Genomic DNA, 23,188 nt, shown 5'->3' with positions numbered 1-23,188 from the left:
ATCATTATCAATACAAGAGAAAAAAGGGATATTTTTCATTTTTTATAAAAAAACAGGCCGTTGAGAGTTATCTCAACAGCCTGTCTATGTTTTATTTATAGCTTGTCCAATACATTAGTCTTGATGTAATCACGAATTTCTTCGCCGCTTTCCAAACTAAGTACATGCTCAGAGATTGCTTTAAGCTCCGCATAGCTTAGTTGTTTTAGCATATGACGAGCACGCAATACAGATGGTGCACTCATGCTAAATTCATCAAGTCCAAAGCCAAGTAGGATCGGCAAGGCATATTCTTCGCCTGCCATTTCTCCGCACATACCAGCCCATTTTCCTTCTTTGTGAGCAGCATCAATCACGTTTTTAATCAAACGCAATACTGCTGGGTTATAAGGATCGTACAGGTACGAAATTTGTTGGTTCATGCGGTCGCATGCCATGGTGTATTGAATTAAATCATTTGTACCAATACTGAAGAAGTCAGCCTCTTTTGCCAACTGATCAGCAATGACAGCTGCTGCAGGAATTTCAATCATCATTCCTACTTCAATCTCCTCGTTAAAGGCAATTCCTTTATCGCGAAGCTCTACTTTTACTTCTTCTAAAATTGCGTTTGCTTGACGCAGCTCTTTCAAGGTAGCGATCATCGGGTACATAATTTTAATGTTACCAAATGCGCTTGCTCGTAAAAGAGCACGCAATTGCGTTTTGAACAAGTCCACTTGATCCAGGCAGATGCGGATCGCACGGTAGCCTAGGAACGGGTTCATTTCATGCGGCAATTGCAAGTATGGAAGCTCTTTATCTCCACCGATATCCAATGTACGTATAACTACAGGACGATTGTTGTCCATCGTAAGTGCTACGGCTTTATATGATTCAAATTGTTCTTCCTCAGTCGGGAAGTTATCACGGCCCATGTACAAGAATTCTGTACGGAACAGACCGATACCTTCAGCGCCAGCTTTATCAGCCACTTCAGCGTCATGCGGGGTACCGATGTTCGCAACTAGTTCAACATGATGCCCATCTTTTGATACGGATGGCTCATTGATTAGTTGTACCCAAGCTGCTTTTTGCGCCTCGTACTCTTCTAATTTTTTCTGGTACGTAGTGATGAGCTCTTGCTCAGGGTTTACGTATACATCACCTGTCTCACCGTCAACAATCAACATATCGCCAGTTTGAACTTTCTCTGTGATATCGCTAAGACCGGTAATCGCAGGAATTTCCATCGTGCGTGCCATAATCGCAGAGTGAGACGTGCGACCACCAATGTTGGTTACAAACGCTTTCACTTTGCTCTTATCAAGTTGTGCGGTATCGGATGGTGTCAGGTCATGAACAACCAGAATCACTGGTTCTTTGGAATCACCAACCAAAGTGTCTTCCATACCAAGCAAGTTCTTTAGAATTCGTTGGCTTACGTCACGCAAGTCTGCTGCACGTTCACGCATGTACTCGTTGTCCATGCTCTCAAACATACCGACAAACATGTCACGAATATCTTCTAAAGCTGCCTCAGCGTTCACTTTATCATTCTCGATGTTACCTTCCATTGCTCCAACGAATTCTGGATCCTCCAAAAATAGTTGGTGAGCTTCGAAGATTTTTGCTTCTGCTTCCCCAATATCACGAAGTGCTTTTTGTTTAATCGCTTCCAATTGGGAGTTGGTTTTGCTCAAAGCCTCTTTCAAACGCGCCACTTCCGCAGCTACTTGATCTGCTGCAAGTGTTTTGCGTGCATAAGAGAGGGTTTCTTCTACCTTTACCAAAGCTCGGCCAAGAGCGAACCCTTGGGCTGCTGCAATACCTTTACAAAGCAAGACGGATCATCTCCTAACTATTCTTTTGCACTTTCTAGGATTGCGCCCAATTCTTCAAGAGCTTGAGCTTCATTTTCGCCACTTACTTCAAGTACGATTTCATCGCCTTTTTTGGCTGCAAGTGTCATAACACCCATGATGCTTTTGCCGTTAATTTTTTTGGTACCTTTGATCAAATTTACATCGCAAGAGAAAGAAGTTGCCTTTTGTACGAACATTGTAGCTGGTCGAGCATGCAAGCCAGCTGGATTTTGGATTACGCAAGTTTTTGTTAACATGGAATATTTCCCCTTTTTCTTGTTAATATAGTTATTCATGAACTTCTTTTTTTAGTATATTGATCATCAAGGCAGTAATCAATGTCCCTACCAAAATTGACACAATATACATTCCAAGATTACCTACAACCGGAAGAACAAACATTCCTCCATGAGGAGCTGGTAGTGTACATCCAAAGAACATTGACAAGCCACCTGCTACAGCGGAGCCCAGAACTGTTGCCGGAATTACACGTGTCGGATCTGCTGCTGCAAACGGGATTGCACCCTCAGTGATGAAGGAAGCTCCTAAAATATATGCGGTTTTACCTGCTTGTCTTTCCTGTGCAGTAAATTTCTTTTTGAACAAAGTCGTTGCGAGTGCAATTCCTAGCGGAGGTGTCATACCAGCAGCCATAATCGCCGCGTGTGGACCAAAGTTACCTGCTGCAATCATAGCAATACCGAACGTAAATGCCGCTTTATTCACAGGACCACCCATATCCACAGCCATCATAGCACCAATTACAATACCAAGAATGACAGCATTTCCTTGTCCCATATTACTTAACCAATCAGTTAACCAGTTATTAAGCGCTGCGACTGGTTGTGAAATAATGCCAAGCATTACTAGACCTGTTAGCAAAATACCAAACAACGGGTACAACAGAGTTGGTTTAATACCTTCAAGAGACTGCGGTAAACCAGAAAACACTTTTTTCAATCCTAACACCAAATAGCCTGCAAGAAAACCAGCAATTAATCCACCCAAGAATCCTGAGCCTGTTTCTGCGGCAAGCCATCCACCAACTAAACCAGATGCTAAACCCGGGCGGTCAGCAATACTCATAGCAATATAACCCGCTAGTACAGGAATCATCAGTTTGAAAGCGGAACCACCACCGATATCGCTTAACATCTTGGCGATCGGATTAAAAGTGGGATCATCTGGCTTGGCTGCATTAATCCCAAACATAAAGCTAATAGCGATGATGATACCCCCACCAACTACAAGTGGTAGCATGTTGGATACACCGCTCATCAAATGCTTGTAAAAACCTGATCTGCCTGACTTATCTTCAAAGGAATCTGAGGAAGACGGTGACGTGCTACCTTGATACACGGGGCCATCTTGATTCACTGCCCGTGTAATCAAGTCCTCTGCCTTACGAATTCCATCAGCTACCGGCACTTCAATCACTATCTTGCCCTTAAACCTGTCCATATCGACCTGTTTGTCAGCAGCGACGATTACGGCATCTGCTTGTTCAATCTCTTCAGATGTCAATTTATTCTTTGCACCACCGGAACCATTTGTCTCCACTCGGATGACAATGCCCATTTCTTCCGCCTTTTTTTTCAAAGCATCGGCAGCCATATAAGTGTGAGCGATTCCTGTTGGACAAGCTGTCACAGCGACAACTTTTACGCGTCCTGTTTCACCTGGTAAAACCGAGGGCTCTTCTACATTATGACTTTCCTTTTCTTTTCTCGCAATCATTTTTAATAATTCTTCCTTGGTCTTAGCCTGAGTCAATTCTTGTCGGAAAGTCTCATCCATCAACATTTCAGACAGATGTGCCAAGGTCTCTAAGTGTGCTTGATTAGCATCGGCAGTAGCTGCAATCATGAAAAATAAATGCGATTTTTGTCCGTCCAATGCGTCATAATCAATACCTTCTCGGGAGTAACCAAACGCAATACTTGGTTTTTTTACTGCCTCTGTTTTGGCATGCGGAATGGCAATTCCTTCACCAATTCCTGTGGAAGCATGAGCCTCACGGGCCAATATTGCTTCCTTCATTCCTTCTTTGTCGTTCAAGCAATCTGCTTGATCCAATTGGTCAATCAATTCTTGAATGACTTCTGCCTTGGATGTAGCAGATAGGTGCATAACGATAGTATCTGCTCGCAGCATGTCTAAGATACGCATTTCCTTGTCCCCCTAATTCTATATTTTTGCCACTTGAATGGTTGGCAAGTAGTTGGAAATAGTCGCTGGTGTACAAAAACCTTCGGACAAAGCTGTCGCTGTACCACAAGCAATTGCAAAATGAAAGGCATCTGCCTCTTCCATCTGCTCGCTTTTGGCGTATAAAAAGCCTGCAACCACAGAATCTCCTGCTCCAATCGAATTAACAGGCTTGCTCTCAGAAAATTGAGCAACATAAGCACCTCTTTGATTCACAAAGACCGCTCCTTTGCCTGCCAAAGAAACAATGACATTCTCCACTCCCTGATCAACTACTCGCTTGGCATACTGATACGCTTCCATCGGTGTAGCTATGGTTACACCAAACAATTCACCCAGTTCATGATGATTAGGTTTGATGAAAAACGGTTTCTTGGTAATACCTCTTTTTAAGGCATCTCCGCTGGCATCTAGTGCAATTTGCAAACCTTTTTTTGCAAGAATATCCATCATTGTTTCGTATGTGTCACTCCTGAGGCTCTTAGGCACACTACCTGCTAACACCAAATAATCATCTTTGTGCAAGTTCTGGATTTGATCCATTAATTGCGCAAACGCTTCTGCTGAAATCTCTGGAGAAACACCACTTATATCTGTTTCTGTCTCCGCTTTCATCTTGACGTTAATTCGCGAATCTCCCTCTACCTTGATGAAAGAAGTGGATATTTCAAGCGCTTCCATTTCCTGAGCAATAAATTCACCTGTAAATCCACCTATGAATCCGAGGGCAACCGACTCTTTGCCTAAGTTTTTTAATACTTTGGAGACATTAATTCCTTTGCCTCCAGCCATTTTCATCTCTTTTGTTGCTCCAGTAATTCTTCCTACTTGCAAGCTCGGCAACCAGATATGATAGTCTATCGAAGGATTAAGACTTACCGTATAAATCATATTTTCACCACTTTGCATCTTGTTAGTTTTCTTAATTTCTCTGCTTCTGCCAGATTTATGCGGTCATCAGTAATAACCATTGCTTCGCTTATGTCGGCTACTCTGGCAAAAGTTACGTCTCCATACTTTTGAGCATCGCACAGCACATACTTCTCATCTGAATAAGAAAGGGCCAACTGCTTGATATAGGCCTCCTCTGGATCGGGAGTGGTAAAGCCATGTGTAAGATCAAAGGCATTCATACCAAGGAAACATTTATCAAAGCGATATTGTCCCATCCCAGTTGCAGCACCTCTACCAATCACGGCCATCGTCCCTGCTTTTAACTCACCACCGATTAAAATGGTCTTGCAATCATATTGACGAGCGGTTAGGGCAATATTAAGACCGTTCGTAACAATTACGATTTGCTTAGCTGTAATGTGTGGAATCATCTGCTCTGTCGTCGTACCTGCATCTAAATAAACGGAATCCTTATCTTTGATCAGAGAAGCAGCATAAGCCGCAATCGCTACTTTTTCCTGTTCACTTTTTTTCACCTTCTCTAGCACGGTTGGTTCTTCGAGTTTGCGGTGTAAGATAGAGGCCCCACCATGAACACGCTTTAAATAGCGCTTTTCTTCTAATTCGCTTAGATCACGACGAATAGTTGATTCAGATGCGTTAGTGGTATCAACCAATTCATGAACCGTGACCACTTCTTTTTCTTTTAACAAAGCCAAAATGAGTTGATGACGTTCTGGAGTTAACATTCATTGTCTCTCCTTTAGGTAAAATCACATGATTGACTGTTTGTGATTATATAAACGATCGTTTGTAATTGTTTGTGATTGTTTTTGATTATATACATAATTCTTCTACAAATCAACGGTAAGCTCTTACAAATCTCGTCCATTTCTTGACAGTCCCACGACTTGCTTGCAAAACTTGTGATGTCTTCCTTTTTCTATTTGCAAAGAGAATATAATTTTGCACACTTTGCACGGTTATTTTCTCGTCCTCGCACAGTTTGCTATTATAATAGGAAGAAACTCGTTTTTTTTCATAAAAAAAGGCAACCTTAATCATCTACGATTGAAGTTGCTCTTCCTGTATATATACATATTTTATTACATTTACTTCGCTCATACTTTGCATCCTTTACCCAAAAAATGCCTATTTAAACATTATACGAAGTTTTTCCATTCCCACATTTGGTCTTTATATTACAAAAAAGCTAGTTTCACTTAACGCAAAACTAGCTTTACTTCTATTTCTTTATTATTGAAACAAAGTAATGATTTTTCCAAGAATAATCCCGACAATTCCAAAGTCAGCATCACCGAATGTAGAACCTTCAAAGCCTAATCCACCTAGTACCGGTAGTAATAAAGCCGGCAAGAAGGAGATCAACAAACCATTCACAAAAGCACCGATGATCGCACCGCGTCGTCCACCTGTAGCATTCCCGTACACTCCAGAAGCAGCACCTGTGAAGAAGTGACCCACAACACCAGGTACGATAACCTTAAGACCAATGATTGGCAAGATAAACATGGAGATTAAACCTGCCACAAAACTAGCTAAGAAACCAATAATAACTGCGTTTGGTGCAAATGGGAAAATGGTTGGGCAATCGAGCGCCGGTTTAGCATTTGGGACTAGTTTATCTGCAATCCCTTTGAAAGCAGGGATGATTTCAGCAATCAACATACGTACCCCAGCAAGCACGATATACACACCAGCTGCAAAAGTGATTGCTTGAATAAAGGAGTAGACAATGAAGTTTTGCCCGTTAGAAAGCTGTGTCTCGATAAAGCTTTGACCAGCAAAAGGGGCAATGATCAAATACAAGAGCGCCATCGTTAAAGAGATAGAAATAGATGTATCACGTAGGAAGCCAAGAGATTTTGGAACTTTAATATCTTCCGTAGACTTGGTTTTATTGCCAAATTTTGAGCCGATAAAGCCTGCTGTTAGATAACCGAATGACCCAAAGTGTCCCATCGCAAAATCGTCAGAACCTGTTACTTTACGTGTATATGGTTGCATAATCGCTGGAGATAGAACCATCAAAGCCCCTAATAGAACCGATCCAATGATAACTAACGGTACACCGGTAAAACCACCTGTGGATAAAACCGCAGATAACAGGCATGCCATGAACAGCGTATGATGACCAGTTAAGAAAATGTATTTGAAAGGAGTAAAGCGAGCAAACAAAATATTAGCTACCATACCAAAGAACATGATCATCGCTGTTTCTTTCCCAAACGTTTGCTGGGCAATTGCTACGATCGCTTCGTTGTTCGGGATAACCCCATTAATGTTAAAAGCTTCTGTAAATATTTTGCTGAATGCATCTAAGGAACCAATTAGAATACTAGCGCCACCACCGAGAATAATAAAGCCCATAGTGGTTTTCAGCGTACCGGCAATGATGTCAGCGATATTTTTCTTTTGGAGCAACAAGCCAAATAAAGCGAAGAGTCCGACCAAGATTGCGGGCGTTCCTAAAATATCGTTCATGAGAAAGTCTAGCATGGGCAATCCCTCCACTGTTTCAATTTTTCATGGTGCGCTAACGCTAAGAGGAAGCCAAACACTTCTAGCTTTAGAAGTGTTTTTTCAGGACTTCGCGGATTTCATTCTGATCCAAAATGTTTGTTAATCCTTCAACAACACGAGTACCGTCCTCTAGATTCCCAACAATATCTTTAGAGCCTAGATATAGATCTGCTCTCTCGGTTTTGCTGGAAGCCAAATCAGTATGGGATACCTCTGCCTCGATTCCTAACTCACCTAGGATTTTTTTCACGTTCATTTCTACGATAAAGCTACTTCCCAATCCGTTTCCGCATACTACCAAAATCTTTTTCATAAATAATTCCTCCTCAAATGTAGTTGTTATTTTTACTGATTGTTTTTTGCCTGAATAAGGTGAAGAACCGCCTCAATAGAATCTGTAGTTAACAGGGTCTGTAAAGACTCTGGATCAGATAGTACTTCTGTTAATTGAGATAATGCGCCTAAATGGGATTCATTATCCGTAGCTGCCAGAACAAAGAACAGTCTGACCTGATGCTCTACCTTTTCTGAAAAGGCAACAGGCTTATGACACTTCAGAAAGCTCATGCCTACTCTGTTCACTCCATTCTCAGGACGCGAATGAGGAATAGCAATGTCTGGCGCAATCACAATATACGGACCTATATCCTTCACATTTTGAATCATGGCCTGAATGTAGGAATCTTGGATACTTCCATCCTTTAGTAATGGTTGGGCAGCCAAACGTATAGCTTCCTCCCAAGTAGAAATTTCATCAATAAATTGAATGCTGTCTCTGGTTAATAGTTCACATAGCATGGTGATCTTTAACCTCCTTCTCCATGTTCCAGTGTTTCGTCACGCTACATCATTGTTTTATTGCATATGTGTTTAAATAACAAAATTAATGTTAGCGCTTTCTATATGTTTTTTATAATTATTGTAATCTCTTTATGGCTTTATTATATCGCCTAACTGATGAAAGTTTTAGTCCAAATGTTCGTTATGCATTTGTGCAAGAATTAGACTGAAAGTTTGAGAATGATTGCACAAAAATATATTCAGTTGACTACTAGCTTCTTCTCATAAACTTTTATATTTCACAAAATTTAACTTTTCATTCTATTCGGACTATTGTATATTTAAACGAACTAATCTAATCTAACAACAATTACACGCGCTGAATTAAGTAAAAAACGAAAGCAAGGAGATGAGAAAGATGTATCACTTGATTACTGTTTTTCAGTCAGTCAGAAAATTCAGTTTTTTGGTGTTAGTCCTAGTTCTTTTTGCAAGTATTTTTCCAACGATTCTTCCATCCAATGCCTCCGCAACTACGATTTGTTCTGCCGCATGGGCCAGTAAAACGATTTATACTGGAGGGGAACAAGCATCTCACGACGGACATGAATGGAAGGCGAAATGGTGGACACAAGGTGAAACACCTGGTACTAGCGATGTATGGCAAGACCTTGGTATCTGCTCTACTGATCCTACTAATCCAACTGACCCTTCTAATACACCCCCTACCGTACCTGCTAATGGAACTGTAACAGCCAAAACCTCCACAAGTGTTTCTCTCAAATGGGACGCTTCTACCGATGACAAACAAGTGATAAGCTATTCCGTTTTTTATAACGGTGGTTTGCAAACGGTTACAGAAACCAATGCTACGATCAATCTGACCCCCAATACTACGTACACATTCACAGTAAAAGCAAAAGATAATCAGGGACTAGAATCTGCTGCTAGTCAAGCTATAGAAGCCACTACAAATAAAGACACATTACCACCTAAACCCGCAGTACCTTGCCGTCCAGCAGGTCTTTACGATTCTGGTGTGAAAAACATCCCTTATTGCCAAGCATATGACCAAGATGGACGTGAAAAGCTAGCTAATGATTCCAAGCGACGTATCATCGGATATTTTACTAGCTGGAGAACAGGGAAAAATGGACAAGCCAAATATCTAGCCTCCGATATTCCCTGGAAAAATATTACACATATTAACTATGCCTTCGCACATGTTGACAGAAGCAACCGTGTGTCTGTTGGTTCTGCTACTGATACGACTAATCCTGCACTTGGAATGACTTGGCCGGAATATCCAGATGCAGCTATGGACCCCACCTTGCCTTACAAAGGTCACTTCAACATGCTGACTCAATTTAAGAAAAAGAATCCCGGTGTAAAAACTCTTGTTTCTGTTGGAGGTTGGGCTGAATCGGGAGGATACTTGGATGAAAATGGGAAGCGAATAGCCTCTGGGGGCTTTTACACGATGACAACCAAAGCAGATGGTTCGGTCAATCAAGCTGCTATTGACACATTTGCTACTTCTGCTGTGGAATTTTTGCGCAACTACAATTTTGAAGGAGTAGACATCGACTACGAATATCCGACCACGATGAATCAGGCAGGCAATCCATTAGATTGGCAATTCTCTACTCCACGCCTAAAAGGGCTCATGGCAGGATATGATGCCTTATTAAAAACCTTGAGAATTAAGTTGGATCAGGCATCCGCTGAAGACGGAAAATATTATATGTTAACCGTGGCATCTCCCTCTTCTGCCTACCTATTACGTGGTATGGAATCTTTCCAAGCTTTGCAGTATCTCGATTATATAAATGTAATGTCCTATGATCTTCATGGTGCTTGGAATGAATTTGTTGGACCCAACGCAGCTTTGTTTGACGATGGAAAAGATGGGGAACTAATCAAGTATAACATCTATAACACACCTCAGTATGGAGGTATTGGCTATCTCAATACAGATTGGGCCTATCATTACATGCGTGGAATGATGCAGGCAGGACGAATTAACATCGGTGTTCCTTACTATACTAGAGGTTTCCAGAATGTTGTGGGAGGAACCGATGGATTATGGGGAAAAGCGGTTGGTAAAGATTGTCCAACTGGACTAACCACTTGCGGCGATGGAGCTACAGGTATTGATAATATTTGGCATGATAAAGATGAGAACGGAAAAGAGCAGGGGGCCGGCTCCAATCCGATGTGGCATGCCAAAAATCTAGAAAAAGGAATTGCTGGTTCCTATCTGAAGGATCATGGAATTCCAAATCCAGTTTTGACCGGTACCTATAAGCGTAACTATGATTCTACACTTGTTGCCCCATGGCTCTGGAATGCTCAAAAGAAAGTCTTCCTCTCTACAGAAGATGAACAGTCTATCAGTGCCAAGGCAGATTATGTAATGAAAAACGGGATTGGTGGAATCATGATCTGGGAGATGGCAGGTGACTACGACTGGTACACCGAACGCAACGGCGGTAAGGGAGAATACTATATGGGTTCTACTTTAACCAAATTGATGCATAGCAAATTTGTAGCAGCAACGCCATATGCCACTTCTAATAGCAAGACTCCACAACCAGCCGATAAACTAGCCATCAAGGTAGATGTAAATGGATTTCAACTGGGTGATCAGAATTACCCAATCAATCCTACACTAAAAGTAACCAATAACAGCACTCTGACAATTAAAGGTGGCTCTGTCATAGAGTTTGACGTTCCTACCTCTACCTCAGCCCAATTTAGTAGCTATAGTGGAGATTCCGTAAAACTGATTTCTGCTGGGCATACAGGTCCAAACATCGGTGGATTAAAGGGTGATTTTCACCGTGTGGCAATTACCATTCCTACTTGGAAATCAGTAGCTCCTGGGCAAAGCATAGATGTGAGCATCGTCTATTACGTGCCAATAAGCGGACCTACAAACTATACCATTACGATTGATGGCAAAAAATATGCCATTAATGATAAGTAAGAATAACGAAAAAATAATAGGATGAATCAGGCGCAAAGAGATCACTGATCAGTGGGTGGTCTTTTTGCTTTACATCTATTATATTTGGGAGATTGTTTTAATGAATCAGGAAAAATGTCCCCTATTAAAACAGCGGAATTTTTTACAAGTTGTATCAGAGTAGAACGATATGACATTACAAAAAAGATTATGGCATTAATCAACGAGGATACTGACAGAAAGAGACTTCTTGATAATACCTTTAAGATGGCAGAATATATTTTTTCCTCCGATCAAAGAAATTACAGCCTCCCTTTGTATGACATTGTAATAGCCAATGGTACAACACGGAATGAACGATTAGCGATTGCCTATTTAAGACGATTTATCATAGCAAGAGATGTAGACCTTAGTGTCTCTGGATATGAAACGTTACATCAACTCCAAGAATATCTCCCTTTACTTCCACAGGAACATAAATTTGAGGCTTACTATAAAATATTGACTTTCTATAATGTAGTAGAAAAATGGGATAAATTGCTCCATTACTCAAAAGAGTTAAAAACATTTGCAATAGTGGAACGTAACGAAAAATATATTGCAGAAGCTTTACTTCATGAATCTTTCAGTTATAAAGAGTCGAAAGATTTTGATACCGCTTTACATATTACTAAAGAATACGCTGTTTATGGTGACTACTATAAGGAAATCTCTCACTTGAATGAACTTCTGATTTTGGTGGAAATGGGTAAGTTAGAGGTTATTGATGAAATCCTTAAATTAATCTCACCCGATCAGACAAAATTATTTTCATTTTTACCTGTTGCATTTGAATCATATCTTCAAAAGGAAATGTTCCAAAACATTCTTGAATTTTTACAAATATACGAAAGAGAAATCGAGCAATTATCCTGTAAAACAGACAAACTCAATCAAAAATTTAGATTAAGGCTATTTCAAGCATTATCCTCGTATTATTTAATGAGGGGGGAAAAAGATAAGGGGTTCCATTATAATTTAGAGGCCCTGCAATTAGCACTAATGTTTAAAAATGTAGAGCGAATTAGAAGCATCATTCTTATGCATTATAAGTATAATCCTTCGGAAGAACACAAAGAAATGTTTATTAACGTTATGACAAGGGGGAATAACCAAAATGAAAAAGATATTAATATCCTCACTAATGATTCTGTCCTTCTTAGGCTTTATCGGAATGAGTTTTGAAGTACCAACGTCTGGTCTAATTACGAACCAATCCGCTTCAACAAATAGTTTCGGTGAAGGTTGGTAGAGAGGGAGGGCATCCTCTCTTTTTTTTTAGGGAATTTTGTCTATCTTGATATATAATTAAGCCAACAAATGGTAATCTATGAAAAATATAGAATAATACATTGTTTTTATCATTTTTGTGGTTGCCAGAGAAAGGAGGGTAGCAAAAAAGGAATATTCATAGAAAGGAGTTGGCACATGCTAGTATGGGACAATAAATGTCCAGAGAAGGAATTTAAGAAGGCAATAAAAACGGGATGTTCCCATATGCCCTCAGAAAGCTTAGGAACACCCCGATATACCAAGCATCTAGAAAATGCTCCATTCAAGTTTATCATGCCCTTGCGTTCAAAGGGGAAAAAATATTTTTTATTAGAACAGTAGTTGTCGGATATGAGAATAAAGCTGTACGGAAAAACCTTTTAGAAAAAGACAGCCGTGTTTCAGCTTTTCCATTAAGACGTCAGGAGGATTGGTTTCATGAATATGTTGGTATGGGGTGACTCTTATCAAGAAGTTGAAATTGAAAGAGCCAGCTAGGATATTACGAAGACAAGAATTAAAACAAGAATGGTCCGAACGTCGTCATGAGTTGAAACGTGAGGCTAAGGACATTTTGCTTGATAAAAGAGTAACCTATCAAAAAGTCACGACAAATTAATATTCGTGGATTTAAAAATATATAGTGAAATGAGGTTTTTGTATGTTCTCTAAAAAATTTTTAAATGGCGTGTTAGCCTTAACAGTACCAGTATTAATGCTGTCAGCACCGTCTAGCTATGCCCATGCAGAAAAGAATAATAGTAGTACGGAACAAATGGATAACAATACTGTACATGTTGAAACCGTTACAATTGGCAATGAGGATCATACGTTGGTTTTTGATACAGCTACCAACATTGCAACTCTGGATGGTAAGAAAGTTAAAATAACACCATTTTTTGATGAAGCATTGAGAAATGACGATAAAACCCAAGGAGTTTCGGCAAAGGGTATTTATGATCCGGTTTATTATATGTCATTCAAAATAGACCTTGATGAACAAGTAACCTCTATAGGGGAAATTGCTACAGCTATTGGGGGAGCTATCCTTGTCGGAGGTTATATCGGGGGAAAGAGAGGAATTTTCATTTCTCATAAAGAAATACTTAATGTAGTTTCAAATTGGGCTACTTTTGTTGGATTTGTTACTTTAGCTGTGGGCAAATCAATGGATGGACATATTCAATTTAATCAATATAAAACAAATGGGAAAGTTCAAACAGGAATGGGAGGGAAAGAACTCTATCAATATCGCTTCCAAGATACCTCAGTTTATTTTAAACTTTTAAATTTTAAAGCGTTCAATCATCAGTTTAATGATGTAGGCGATTGGTTTTTTGCTGAAAAACCATATTTTAATGTTGCAACAAAAGATGAGTAAAAAACTGAGAATAAATACCATGTCAATTTGGCATGGTATTTATTCTCAACGGGGGAAGGAGTATTGCGTATGATTTCAAAAATAGTAAAGACAATTGTATTGATTTTTACTGCATTTGGTCTTTCATATGGTATTGCATCCAACCAGCCTCTTATTGATTCTAGCTCTCTTTTTCGGACTTTCTTAATGCATGCTTTATATATAATCTTGTCTTTATATTTACTGTACAATTTTTATAAAAGAAAGGAAAAAATTCTAGCTTTTCTTACCTTATTTATTTTCATTTTATTGATTATTTATACATTCATGCTTTTTTAGCTATCAAACGTCCGAATCCTAAAATGAGGAGTATTCTACCGATTGGGCATTAGGGGCAGCAATCGCTGGGCTGGTTCCAGGTGGGCAAAGTGCGGCTATTGCTGGAGCAATTATATCATGGGAAAACGCAAAATTTGCAAAAAAAACTTAATAGCAAAAATGAAGGTAAAGGTGTAAATGTCGATATAGCTTGGCTACCAGTAGTTATCTCGATCTATGGTAGATAGTATTTACTTTTAAAGATAGCTGGAGGGAGAGTATACTATGGCGTCTTTTTTGACAGCTGTCGTCCTGTTTAGTTTATTAGGTTGGCTATATTTTAATTCTGAAGTAAGCCCAATGGTACTAATTTTATTAGGGGTATCAGCTTCAGTAAACGTGTATCGTGGGTTTAGAGAATTTAAAAAAAGATCGTAGGAAATTAAAATACGATTTACAGATCGTGTCCCGATAATAACTTCTATATAGACAAACGTCAGAGCCTCTTGTATTCTGACGTTTGTCTTGTTATTCAGGTTTGATACTTCTTTTTTATCTACAAACTAAATTGGTTATTAGTAACAGTAAAAAATCGGACTCTTCTCGAAGAAAATCAAGAAGAGTCCCATGTGTTAATCGTATGAACAGAACTTCATTAACTAAAAATTTTTCCTGGATTTAAAATTCCTTTTGGATCAAAAGCTTTCTTGATTGTAGCCATCAAATGATATGCTTCACCATGCTCTTTTTGCTGGTATTTTCGTTTACCCAGCCCTACTCCGTGCTCACCCGTACATGTGCCACCTCGCGCCAGCGCGAATTCAACAATACGGGCATTTGCCTCTTCCGCACGCGCCAGTTCTTCAGAATCATTCGGATTTAGTAAGAGCAAGGTATGGTAATTACCATCGCCGATATGTCCTAGCACTCCGCCCTCCAATTGCAATTCTTGTACGATTTGTTGGGCATTGCGTACAGCCCCTGCCAATTCTGACAGAGGTACACATACATCGGTCGTCATGACACGCTTGCCTGGTACCGAGTGGGCAAACGCATAGTACAGATGATGCCTTGCTTCCCATAATTGTGCACGAGCTTTTGAGTCTATTTCCTGTTGAAAAATAAGACATCCTTTATCCAGAGCCAGCTCTCTAGCAAACTGTGCATCCTGAACTAGTCCTGCTGTATTTCCATGAAACTCAATGAATAACGTAGGTGTTACTTCGTATGATGTACCATTGTGCGCATTAATTTTTTGAATGGATAATTCATCTACCAACTCAATCTTGGCTACTGGAATTCCTACTGAGAGAATGGTAACCGCAGTCTGAACAGCACTTTCCACATCAGGAAAAGTAGCTCGAACAGCCATCATTTCTTCAGGAATTCCGTATACACGCAGGGTCAACTCGGTAAATACACCCAACGTCCCTTCTGAACCAACAAATAAACCATTTAGATGGTAACCAGACGACGATTTTGCTGCTAAACCACCGGTATGGATGATACTCCCATCCGCTAATACTACTTCTAAGTCTCGCACCTGATCGCGCATAACACCATATCGAACCGCAGTAGTTCCACTGGCATTTGTAGCTGCCATTCCCCCAAGCGTAGCATCTGCCCCTGGATCTACTGAGAAAAACAGTCCGTATTTTTTCAGTTCTTTATTTACTTCCGTTCTGGTTATCCCGGGCTGAACACGTATCAACAAATCATCTGGTCGCACCTCAAGTATCTGATTCATTCGTTGAAAATCCAAAGAGACCCCACCATGCACGGGGATCGCATGTCCCTCTAGGCTACTTCCGATGCCAAATGGAACCACAGGTATCTCACGATCATTCGCAAAAGCAACCAAGCGTGATACATCCTCCGTAGACTCTGGAAACACCACGACATCAGGTAAAGCAGGTGTGTGATAGGATTCATTTTTACTATGTAATTCTCGGACACTTTCACTTACAGATACTTGGTCATCTCGAAGTAGTTGCCGCAAATCATTTAGGTAATTCATTTGAATTCCTCCTAATTGCTTTTGACAAGTAATTGTTAGACGTTAAACGGTGATGGTGAACATTCATTTTCTATCCAATTACTGGTGTAGACTCCTAGATGTTAGTTCTATTATAAAGGATCAAGTAGAATTACAGGTATAAATAACGAAATATCCTTTCAAATAAACAGACGATTAGTTTGATTCATCATTTCTTTGCGTTTCAAGCATTACGCAAGCGCTTTGTAATCAGAAATAACCAAGTTTAATTCACTGGACAAATCCACTTCATAGGGGGTTATTTTAACATGGTCTTCATTTTTCAAAATGTGAACAATAGGTCGTGATGGCATACCTGGGTTATTCTTGACAATAACTCCTGAGTAGCCTGAACTTAATGTGACATAAAAGCCTACAGGGTATAGTGAAATGGAGTTACGGAAAGCTTGCAATACCTTCTGACAAAACTGAGTGCCTGAACCTGCAAAGAGAAATTCCATGGCATCATTTGGCAACATTGGTTTTCGATATACGCGATGGCTAGTTAAAGCTTCGAATACATCACACACCCCAATTATTTTTGCATATAAATGAATATTGGCCTCATGTAATTTACGGGGGTATCCTTGTCCATCTATTCGTTCATGATGCTGATAAGCACATTGAGCAACCAATTCTGGGATATCTGTCTCTTGTTGCAACAGTTCAAATCCCTTGCTAGTGTGCGTTTTGATCATGTCATATTCCTCATTAGTTAATTTGTCTGGTTTATTGAGAATCTCCGTAGGAATCAGTATTTTTCCTACATCATGTAAGAGTGCTCCCAGTCCTAATTCTAATATTTGCTCCTCATTCAAGCCCATTTTTGAACCAATTAATACAGTATAGATCATTACATTGAAGGAATGGACAAAAATATTTTTATCAACGGTACACACTGTTGCAAGTAACTTCATGACCGTTGGGTTATTCTTACATTTATAAATCAGGCTAGATAGCTTTTCTTGAACAATAGAGCATATTTGTTTCCCAGCAATAACTTGACAAAATTTTTGAGGATTTTTTCGGGAATCAACAAATATAGACAAAACAAAATCTATGGCTTCCTTCTTCGTTTGTTCAGATACGATGTCCTTAACAAAGATATCCTTTGAATTTTTATGTTCAACATATATAGAATTGATATTTAATTCATTAAGTCGTTCAATCAAACGTAGGGATAAAATTGTTCCATTTCCCACTAAAATTGAACCGTTGCTATTATAAATATCACGCGAAAGCTTCATACCAGATTCACAGTGATTAATAGATACTAACTGCATTGCTTCTCACAAATCCTTCCTATAAAATAAAATCACATAAGACTTTATACCTATCTTGTAATAAACATATTACATATGAACTGATTTTCCTATCAAGAGTAATAATTGCCGTTACTAAAGGTAATTTTTTTACTTACTCGATAAAAACATAACCATTTAGCCATTTTTATGATGACTTTCTTTATGTAAAATCACGTTTTTCCGCGTTTTTTATTAATCTGATATTGATACCTAATGGAAATAAAAAAGATGACTTCTTTCATTACTAAAGGAGAAATCATCTTTTCCATGTCTGAATAGATCAAGAAGTATTAACTCATTGTTTGTTGTGAATAAATTGCTGGAGGGTATAAAAGTTACGTTGGGATAAAATCGGTTGAACCCGAATGACGGGGATGGATTGTATATCAATAGGAATGGTAGTAATGATGACATCTATATCTAAGGTTTCGATTTGCTCCTCTGTTACATTATACAAATACTGGTCTAATACTTGTAATTTTTCTCCAAATCTTTCTCTTAGGATAGCTTCCATATATCTTTTCCAGCTTGTGCCTTCTCCCGATATAATGAGGGCTTTTTTAGATTCAGGTTTGAACGATATCGTAGCTTCTATTTGCATTGTGACATTGGCAATTTCATCATCAATGATATGATCAGCTATCCCATATTTCTTTGCCCATTCGTTGTACACTTCTTGAACATGTAGAAAAGTTTCCCGATGTTTTTCTCTAATATATTTGGTAATGGTTTTTTCTCTTACTTTTATCTTAGAGAAATACTTTAGGGTATATATGGTTCGTTTAAAATAATCAATTATCGCAAAAATAAATTCCTCATCATGGATAAATGTTTTTCCCATTCGTTTTTCCAACATGTAAATAAAATCCCTGAGATATTTGAATACTTGTATTTTGCCTTCTTGGAAATATTGAAGTCCTTCCCTTTTTACTTTGTTAAAGTCCTTATATACATGCTTTGAGGATTTAATAACAATCGTTAGGATAATTTTATCTTCAGTCGTTAAAGAGGTGCTATATTTCGACGTTAAATTTTCGATTATTGTTGATATTTTTTGGTAATAAGGAGCTTCAATATTATTATTTGAAAATTGATTATCTAATTTGATCTGATATCCTTGTTGTTTTCTTATTAATAAAATAGCTAAAAAATAGAATAGCTTATGTTTATCATATACATCAAAAGTAATACCTAATGCTTCTTCCACGTCATCAAAATATTGGAGACATAAAGCCTCATATTCTAAAAACGGCCATTCTTTATTGCTATAGGCCCTTATATATAGTTCATAAAACATCATGATGATCTGAAGTTCATTTCCTACAACTTGAAGCGGGTTTTTCTGAAGATGTAATTTATACGTCTTTAAATGCTTCTCCACTCTTCCCAATACGTTTTGAAGAGAAGGGCCTTGTATAAATAAACGATCTGCTAATTGGGAGACTGTTTTAACATTGCCTTCAAGTAACTGTTGAAATACTTGAAAAGTGAAAGAGTCTCTGACAAATAATGAGATCACTTCATTTATAGAGGAGCTTTCAGGTAAAAACAATTGAACTCCCCTACCTTTTACAGAGCAAATCTCCCACCCGGGTGGCAAAAAATCTTTAATAATTGAAATCTCCTTCGCAACGGTTTTATACGAACAACCTACTCTTTCAGACAATTCCTTAACCGTAAACCATCTATTTTCTCCACCGAGGAGCTTCATTATTTGGATTTGGCGATGTTTTTCTTTTCTCATATCCATTTATTACTATAAAATCTCCTTTCTTGTCTGTTAAAATAGCTTCTACCAAATCACTCAAATACTCTGTAATTTGTTAATAGCCATTACTCTCCTATTAACATAATACAGAATATGTGAAAAAAGGTTACATATTTTTCAAAACTAATAACTAAAAATGATAAATAAGCCCCGTTTTTCTTGTTTATTAAAACAAGGAAAACGGGGCTTAACTAGTTCTTCACCACATTCGTATTGGTACAACCTATTCTTCTTTACTATTACCTCAAACAACGATTTAGTAGACACAAGTGCTCCCTATTCATATCTCAATGCATCAATTGGCTTCATATCCGCTGCCTTTTTAGCCGGATATACTCCAAATATCACACCCACAAATAAAGATGACAAGAAGGCATACAGCATAGGAGTTACTGTAATCGCAATATCCACTCCACCAAGCTTGTTCACGATCCAAGCCGCTCCCACTCCCAGTAGAATTCCGATCACCCCACCTAACAGACTCAGGGTAATTGACTCAATCAAAAATTGCTGCAAAATCGCTCCCTTGGTAGCTCCAATTGCTTTACGAATCCCGATCTCACGAGTACGCTCCGTTACCGAGACCAGCATGATGTTCATAATACCGATACCGCCCACCACTAGAGAAATAGCAGCAATTCCTGATAACAGTGAAGTCATGACACTGGTCACGTTTTGTGCCGTTTCCAAAATATCTGATTGAGATCTTATGGTAAAATCATCCTCTTTGCTAGGCATTAGCTTATGCTGCGCTCGCAAGGTTTGTTGGATATCAAACTGAGCCTGAAGCATCTCATCTGATGAAATAGCTGACACATAGATCGTGTGTAGGCTACTTTGTCCTAGACGCTCCATCGCCGTTGTAATCGGAATGATTACCCTTTCATCATTATTGGTCATGCCTGAGCTACCCTGACTTTTCAAAACACCTATTACTGTAAATGGAATCTGGTTAATTTCAATCGTTTTGCCAATTGGACTTTCATTGGAACTGGCAAAAAGGTTAGTGACAACCTCTGAACCGATCACCACCACATTTGCCTGCTCGCTGACCTCAAAGCTAGTAAAAAATCTTCCCTCTTGTAAGCTAGCGTTACGTACTTCTGGAAAAGATTCCATCGTGCCTTCCAAGCTGGATGAATAGTTGTCATTCTGATAAACCAACTGCGCTCGCATGTTAACGGAAGGGGCAACACCTGCTATCGAATCCTTTTGTTGTAGGGCTTTAGCATCCTCTAAAGTTAGTTGAGCGCCACCCTTTGTTAGTTCTGCTGTGACAATCAGCAGATTACTTCCCAAGCCATTAATTTGTTTGGCTACACTAGATTTTGCCCCTTCCCCTATTGCTACCATCGTAATCACAGCAGATACACCAATTATGATGCCTAACATGGTTAAAAAAGACCTCAATTTATTAGCTGTTACACTTCGTAGTGATACTCGCATGGCTTCCAAAAAATTCATCCTACCACTTCCTCGAATTTCGCTATTCTTCGCTCTTGGATCACATCATTTGCGATTATCTGTCCGTCACGGAAATGGATGACTCGCTTAGCATATTCAGCGATATCTGATTCATGCGTCACCAAAATAACGGTTTTTCCTTCATCATTTAATCGCTGAAATATCCCCATAATCTCTTGACTAGTCTTGGTATCAAGAGCGCCTGTAGGTTCATCTGCCAAAATAATCACGGGATGATTAACCAAAGCACGGGCAATGGAAACACGTTGCTGTTGCCCTCCTGATAACTCATTGGGTTTGTTGTATAACCGATTGCCAAGTCCCACACTATTTAGGGAATCAATAGCTCTCTTTCGTCTTTGTTTGGCATCTACACCTGCATATAAAAGTGGTAGTTCCACATTTTCTACCGCTGGTGTACGCGGAAGTAGGTTAAAATTTTGGAAAACAAAACCTATTTTTTGATTCCTAATTTTGGCTAAATCCTCATCTTCTGCCTCCGAAACAGGATCGTCATCTAAATAAAAGGCTCCGCTTGAGGGTTGATCCAAGCAACCAATAACGTTCATCATGGTAGATTTACCTGAACCAGATGGACCCATTATGGCTACAAAATCCCCTTCTTCAATCATAAGATTTACTCCACGTAGGGCATGTATCTCTTGATCTCCAATGGTATATGTCTTTTTAAGATCAGTAATGCGAATAACCGCTCTAGCTTTATCTAATTCTGATACTACCTCCACTTGGCATACCTCCTCCCATTCCGGGCATACTACTCATACCTGCGCCTTGACGCATTTGACGGTTATCGGAGGAGCTAGGTACCTGCATGATTAATAGAATCTGATCCCCTTCTTCGAGACCAGAAGTAATTTCGACGCTATTTGAGCTGACCAGTCCGGTCGTTACTTCCTTGAATTGATAACCTGACACATTTTGTCCTCTGTCACGTGATTTGCTTTTTGAATCTGTTATTGCCTTCCCTTCTTTATTCGTAGTAGCACCATCTTCTCCTTTCACCAAAACACCTGTTTTCCCACCTTGTTCTCGCAAAGCAGCCGTTGGGACATAGAGCACATTCTTTTGTGTTCCTACATGAATTGTTGTCTGGAGCGTCATGCCTGGTTTTAACAATCCTTCTTTATTTCCGACAGTAAGGAGTACTTTGTAGGTTGTCACTCCTGAGTCTGTAGTTCCTTGTGGATATATCGTTTTCACTTTTCCTTGGAATTTTTTACCACTAAAGGTTCCGATGGTAAAAGTGGCTTCCATGCCTTGCTTGATTTTACCAATTTCGCTCTGACTGATCTGGGCCAGCACTTCCAATTCTTCGGCATTCGAGTTATCCATAACCAAAAAGGGGGAGGCTGCTGCTTTACCTACATCCCCATTCACCTGTAAAACGACACCATCCATTGACGCTTTTAACGTTAATTTTTCTAATTGAAGCTGTAGTTCTTGTAGTTTAACCTCAGCTTGAGTAACTGATGCTTTCGCTGTTTGTAGAGAAGAATCTTGTGCCGGAGCTTTCGCTTGATTCAACTGTGCTAGCGCAGAATCGTAGGCAGCTTGTGCCTGAACTACACTATTGTGGCTCTGATCCTTTGTCTGACTGTATTGCATGCTAGACGTTTGGTATTCCGCCTCTGCCTGATTGAGACTATTTTGAGCCTGATCTAATTCACTTTTCGAGATAGCTCCCGCTTCATATAGTCTCTTTTGCGTTTCAACATTTTTTTTGGCCTCTTGCAAATTACTACTTGCCTTCTCTTGATTGATTAACGCCTTTTGATTGTCGTAGCTTTTCTTAGCAGCTTCCAATGATGCTTTTGCTTTCGTCACATTAGTCTGTAATACTAGAATTTCATTCTCATCTTTTGTTTGCATTTTTTCCGCTAGGCTTGCCTTGGCTGATAACAGGTTGGCTTCTGCAATCTTTACTTGCATCAAAGTAGCGGACTGATCCATAGTAGCGAGTACCTGCCCTGCTTTTACAGAATCACCTATTTTTACATGTATTGCCGTAATGACATCATCACCACTGGGGAAGTTTAAAGTCTCTTGTTGAGCGGCCTGCACCGTACCAGAAGCAGCAACAACCTCAGAAACATCCCCTCTCTGGACGGGAATTGTTTGCATAATCGAAGCTGCACTAGAAGGCGAGACAAACTTACTATAGGCAAAAATACCCGTCCCACACAGCAAGGCTCCCGCTAATGTAATCATGATAATCTTTTTCTTTCTCTTGCCCATTCCCCTAAGAAATGATTTATTTGTTGTACTTTCAATCATTGAGATTTCCCCCAAAAGACTCATATTTTCTACAAACAACCTTCGTAAACTAACTATAAGGCCGCTGTATGTCAGCTAGATGTCTGTTCAGTGGG

At 39.4% G+C, this 23,188-nt stretch carries 19 protein-coding genes and 2 pseudogenes; 6 read left to right on the top strand and 15 right to left on the bottom strand.

The window, feature by feature from the left end:
* Positions 1 to 95: 95 nt before the first annotated feature.
* The 9 genes from ptsP to EEL30_10565 form a co-directional block, all read right to left on the bottom strand.
* The gene (gene ptsP, locus EEL30_10605) at positions 96 to 1,823 is read right to left on the bottom strand and encodes a phosphoenolpyruvate--protein phosphotransferase (protein ID QDX92716.1); all 1,728 of its coding nucleotides are present in this window, start codon (positions 1,821 to 1,823) and stop codon (positions 96 to 98) included.
* A 17-nt stretch (positions 1,824 to 1,840) separates the two neighbouring features.
* Positions 1,841 to 2,101 (bottom strand): HPr family phosphocarrier protein, encoded by a 261-nt coding sequence (locus tag EEL30_10600; protein ID QDX92715.1) that lies wholly within the window; start codon positions 2,099 to 2,101, stop codon positions 1,841 to 1,843.
* A gap of 31 nt (positions 2,102 to 2,132) precedes the next feature.
* Complete coding sequence (locus EEL30_10595; protein ID QDX92714.1) at positions 2,133 to 4,013, bottom strand: PTS fructose transporter subunit IIA; 1,881 nt, start codon at positions 4,011 to 4,013, stop codon at positions 2,133 to 2,135.
* 18 nt (positions 4,014 to 4,031) lie between these two features.
* Positions 4,032 to 4,943, bottom strand: coding sequence for a 1-phosphofructokinase (pfkB, locus tag EEL30_10590; protein QDX92713.1), 912 nt, complete (start codon positions 4,941 to 4,943; stop codon positions 4,032 to 4,034).
* Entirely contained in the window at positions 4,940 to 5,695 is a 756-nt protein-coding gene (locus tag EEL30_10585) for a DeoR/GlpR transcriptional regulator (GenBank protein QDX92712.1), read from the bottom strand. Before EEL30_10585 ends, pfkB begins: the two co-directional genes overlap by 4 nt.
* Before the next feature lie 112 nt (positions 5,696 to 5,807).
* Positions 5,808 to 6,011 (bottom strand): hypothetical protein, encoded by a 204-nt coding sequence (locus EEL30_10580; GenBank protein ID QDX92711.1) that lies wholly within the window; start codon positions 6,009 to 6,011, stop codon positions 5,808 to 5,810.
* A 192-nt stretch (positions 6,012 to 6,203) separates the two neighbouring features.
* Positions 6,204 to 7,466 carry a PTS ascorbate transporter subunit IIC gene (locus tag EEL30_10575; GenBank protein QDX92710.1) on the bottom strand — a complete coding sequence of 421 codons (1,263 nt, stop codon included), beginning with the start codon at positions 7,464 to 7,466 and terminating at the stop codon, positions 6,204 to 6,206.
* Between the two features lie 70 nt (positions 7,467 to 7,536).
* Positions 7,537 to 7,803: a PTS sugar transporter subunit IIB gene (locus EEL30_10570; protein QDX92709.1), complete on the bottom strand. Its 267-nt coding sequence runs from the start codon at positions 7,801 to 7,803 to the stop codon at positions 7,537 to 7,539.
* Between the two features lie 32 nt (positions 7,804 to 7,835).
* The gene (locus tag EEL30_10565; GenBank protein ID QDX92708.1) at positions 7,836 to 8,288 is read right to left on the bottom strand and encodes a PTS sugar transporter subunit IIA; all 453 of its coding nucleotides are present in this window, start codon (positions 8,286 to 8,288) and stop codon (positions 7,836 to 7,838) included.
* Positions 8,289 to 8,679: 391 nt separating this feature from the next.
* Here EEL30_10565 and EEL30_10560 point away from each other — a divergent pair, with 391 nt between their 5' ends.
* From EEL30_10560 to EEL30_10535, 6 genes and pseudogenes are all read left to right on the top strand, one after another.
* Positions 8,680 to 11,259: a chitinase gene (locus tag EEL30_10560; protein QDX92707.1), complete on the top strand. Its 2,580-nt coding sequence runs from the start codon at positions 8,680 to 8,682 to the stop codon at positions 11,257 to 11,259.
* 81 nt (positions 11,260 to 11,340) lie between these two features.
* Positions 11,341 to 12,462 (top strand): annotated as a pseudogene (locus EEL30_10555) (XRE family transcriptional regulator).
* A 243-nt stretch (positions 12,463 to 12,705) separates the two neighbouring features.
* Positions 12,706 to 12,891 (top strand): hypothetical protein, encoded by a 186-nt coding sequence (locus tag EEL30_10550; GenBank protein QDX92706.1) that lies wholly within the window; start codon positions 12,706 to 12,708, stop codon positions 12,889 to 12,891.
* 319 nt (positions 12,892 to 13,210) lie between these two features.
* Positions 13,211 to 13,930 (top strand): hypothetical protein, encoded by a 720-nt coding sequence (locus tag EEL30_10545; protein ID QDX92705.1) that lies wholly within the window; start codon positions 13,211 to 13,213, stop codon positions 13,928 to 13,930.
* Positions 13,931 to 13,999: 69 nt separating this feature from the next.
* A complete protein-coding gene (locus EEL30_10540; GenBank protein QDX92704.1) occupies positions 14,000 to 14,248 on the top strand; it encodes a hypothetical protein in 249 nt (82 codons plus the stop codon).
* A gap of 25 nt (positions 14,249 to 14,273) precedes the next feature.
* A pseudogene (locus EEL30_10535) lies at positions 14,274 to 14,475 on the top strand (hypothetical protein).
* Positions 14,476 to 14,882: 407 nt separating this feature from the next.
* On the opposite strand, the gene EEL30_10530 reads toward EEL30_10535, so the two are convergent.
* From EEL30_10530 to EEL30_10505, 6 genes are all read right to left on the bottom strand, one after another.
* Complete coding sequence (locus tag EEL30_10530) at positions 14,883 to 16,244, bottom strand: FAD-binding protein (protein ID QDX92703.1); 1,362 nt, start codon at positions 16,242 to 16,244, stop codon at positions 14,883 to 14,885.
* Positions 16,245 to 16,453: 209 nt separating this feature from the next.
* Positions 16,454 to 17,509: an HD-GYP domain-containing protein gene (locus EEL30_10525; protein QDX95734.1), complete on the bottom strand. Its 1,056-nt coding sequence runs from the start codon at positions 17,507 to 17,509 to the stop codon at positions 16,454 to 16,456.
* 352 nt (positions 17,510 to 17,861) lie between these two features.
* Entirely contained in the window at positions 17,862 to 19,316 is a 1,455-nt protein-coding gene (locus tag EEL30_10520; protein ID QDX92702.1) for a PRD domain-containing protein, read from the bottom strand.
* Positions 19,317 to 19,610: 294 nt separating this feature from the next.
* Positions 19,611 to 20,798, bottom strand: a complete 1,188-nt coding sequence (locus EEL30_10515; protein ID QDX92701.1) for an FtsX-like permease family protein — start codon at positions 20,796 to 20,798, stop codon at positions 19,611 to 19,613.
* Positions 20,795 to 21,544, bottom strand: a complete 750-nt coding sequence (locus EEL30_10510; GenBank protein ID QDX92700.1) for an ABC transporter ATP-binding protein — start codon at positions 21,542 to 21,544, stop codon at positions 20,795 to 20,797. Before EEL30_10510 ends, EEL30_10515 begins: the two co-directional genes overlap by 4 nt.
* A complete protein-coding gene (locus tag EEL30_10505; GenBank protein ID QDX92699.1) occupies positions 21,519 to 23,093 on the bottom strand; it encodes an HlyD family efflux transporter periplasmic adaptor subunit in 1,575 nt (524 codons plus the stop codon). The genes EEL30_10510 and EEL30_10505 overlap by 26 nt, the downstream gene beginning before the upstream one ends.
* Between the last annotated feature and the right edge of the window lie 95 nt (positions 23,094 to 23,188).

This window comes from Brevibacillus laterosporus, from assembly GCA_007833815.1.
Classification (GTDB): domain Bacteria; phylum Bacillota; class Bacilli; order Brevibacillales; family Brevibacillaceae; genus Brevibacillus_B; species Brevibacillus_B laterosporus_D.
This window is presented reverse-complemented; position numbering and strand designations above follow the sequence as displayed.

Coding starts and splice junctions, on each gene's coding strand:
- EEL30_10520 (QDX92702.1), bottom strand. CDS start 19,316: ATGGATATGAGAAAAGAAAAACATCGCCAAATCCAAATAATGAAGCTC.
- EEL30_10600 (QDX92715.1), bottom strand. CDS start 2,101: ATGTTAACAAAAACTTGCGTAATCCAAAATCCAGCTGGCTTGCATGCT.
- EEL30_10530 (QDX92703.1), bottom strand. CDS start 16,244: ATGAATTACCTAAATGATTTGCGGCAACTACTTCGAGATGACCAAGTA.
- EEL30_10575 (QDX92710.1), bottom strand. CDS start 7,466: ATGCTAGACTTTCTCATGAACGATATTTTAGGAACGCCCGCAATCTTG.
- EEL30_10505 (QDX92699.1), bottom strand. CDS start 23,093: ATGATTGAAAGTACAACAAATAAATCATTTCTTAGGGGAATGGGCAAG.
- EEL30_10540 (QDX92704.1), top strand. CDS start 14,000: ATGATTTCAAAAATAGTAAAGACAATTGTATTGATTTTTACTGCATTT.
- EEL30_10525 (QDX95734.1), bottom strand. CDS start 17,509: ATGAAGCTTTCGCGTGATATTTATAATAGCAACGGTTCAATTTTAGTG.
- EEL30_10585 (QDX92712.1), bottom strand. CDS start 5,695: ATGTTAACTCCAGAACGTCATCAACTCATTTTGGCTTTGTTAAAAGAA.
- EEL30_10580 (QDX92711.1), bottom strand. CDS start 6,011: ATGATTAAGGTTGCCTTTTTTTATGAAAAAAAACGAGTTTCTTCCTAT.
- pfkB (QDX92713.1), bottom strand. CDS start 4,943: ATGATTTATACGGTAAGTCTTAATCCTTCGATAGACTATCATATCTGG.
- EEL30_10550 (QDX92706.1), top strand. CDS start 12,706: ATGCTAGTATGGGACAATAAATGTCCAGAGAAGGAATTTAAGAAGGCA.
- EEL30_10545 (QDX92705.1), top strand. CDS start 13,211: ATGTTCTCTAAAAAATTTTTAAATGGCGTGTTAGCCTTAACAGTACCA.
- EEL30_10570 (QDX92709.1), bottom strand. CDS start 7,803: ATGAAAAAGATTTTGGTAGTATGCGGAAACGGATTGGGAAGTAGCTTT.
- EEL30_10565 (QDX92708.1), bottom strand. CDS start 8,288: ATGCTATGTGAACTATTAACCAGAGACAGCATTCAATTTATTGATGAA.
- EEL30_10595 (QDX92714.1), bottom strand. CDS start 4,013: ATGCGTATCTTAGACATGCTGCGAGCAGATACTATCGTTATGCACCTA.
- EEL30_10560 (QDX92707.1), top strand. CDS start 8,680: ATGAGAAAGATGTATCACTTGATTACTGTTTTTCAGTCAGTCAGAAAA.
- EEL30_10515 (QDX92701.1), bottom strand. CDS start 20,798: ATGAATTTTTTGGAAGCCATGCGAGTATCACTACGAAGTGTAACAGCT.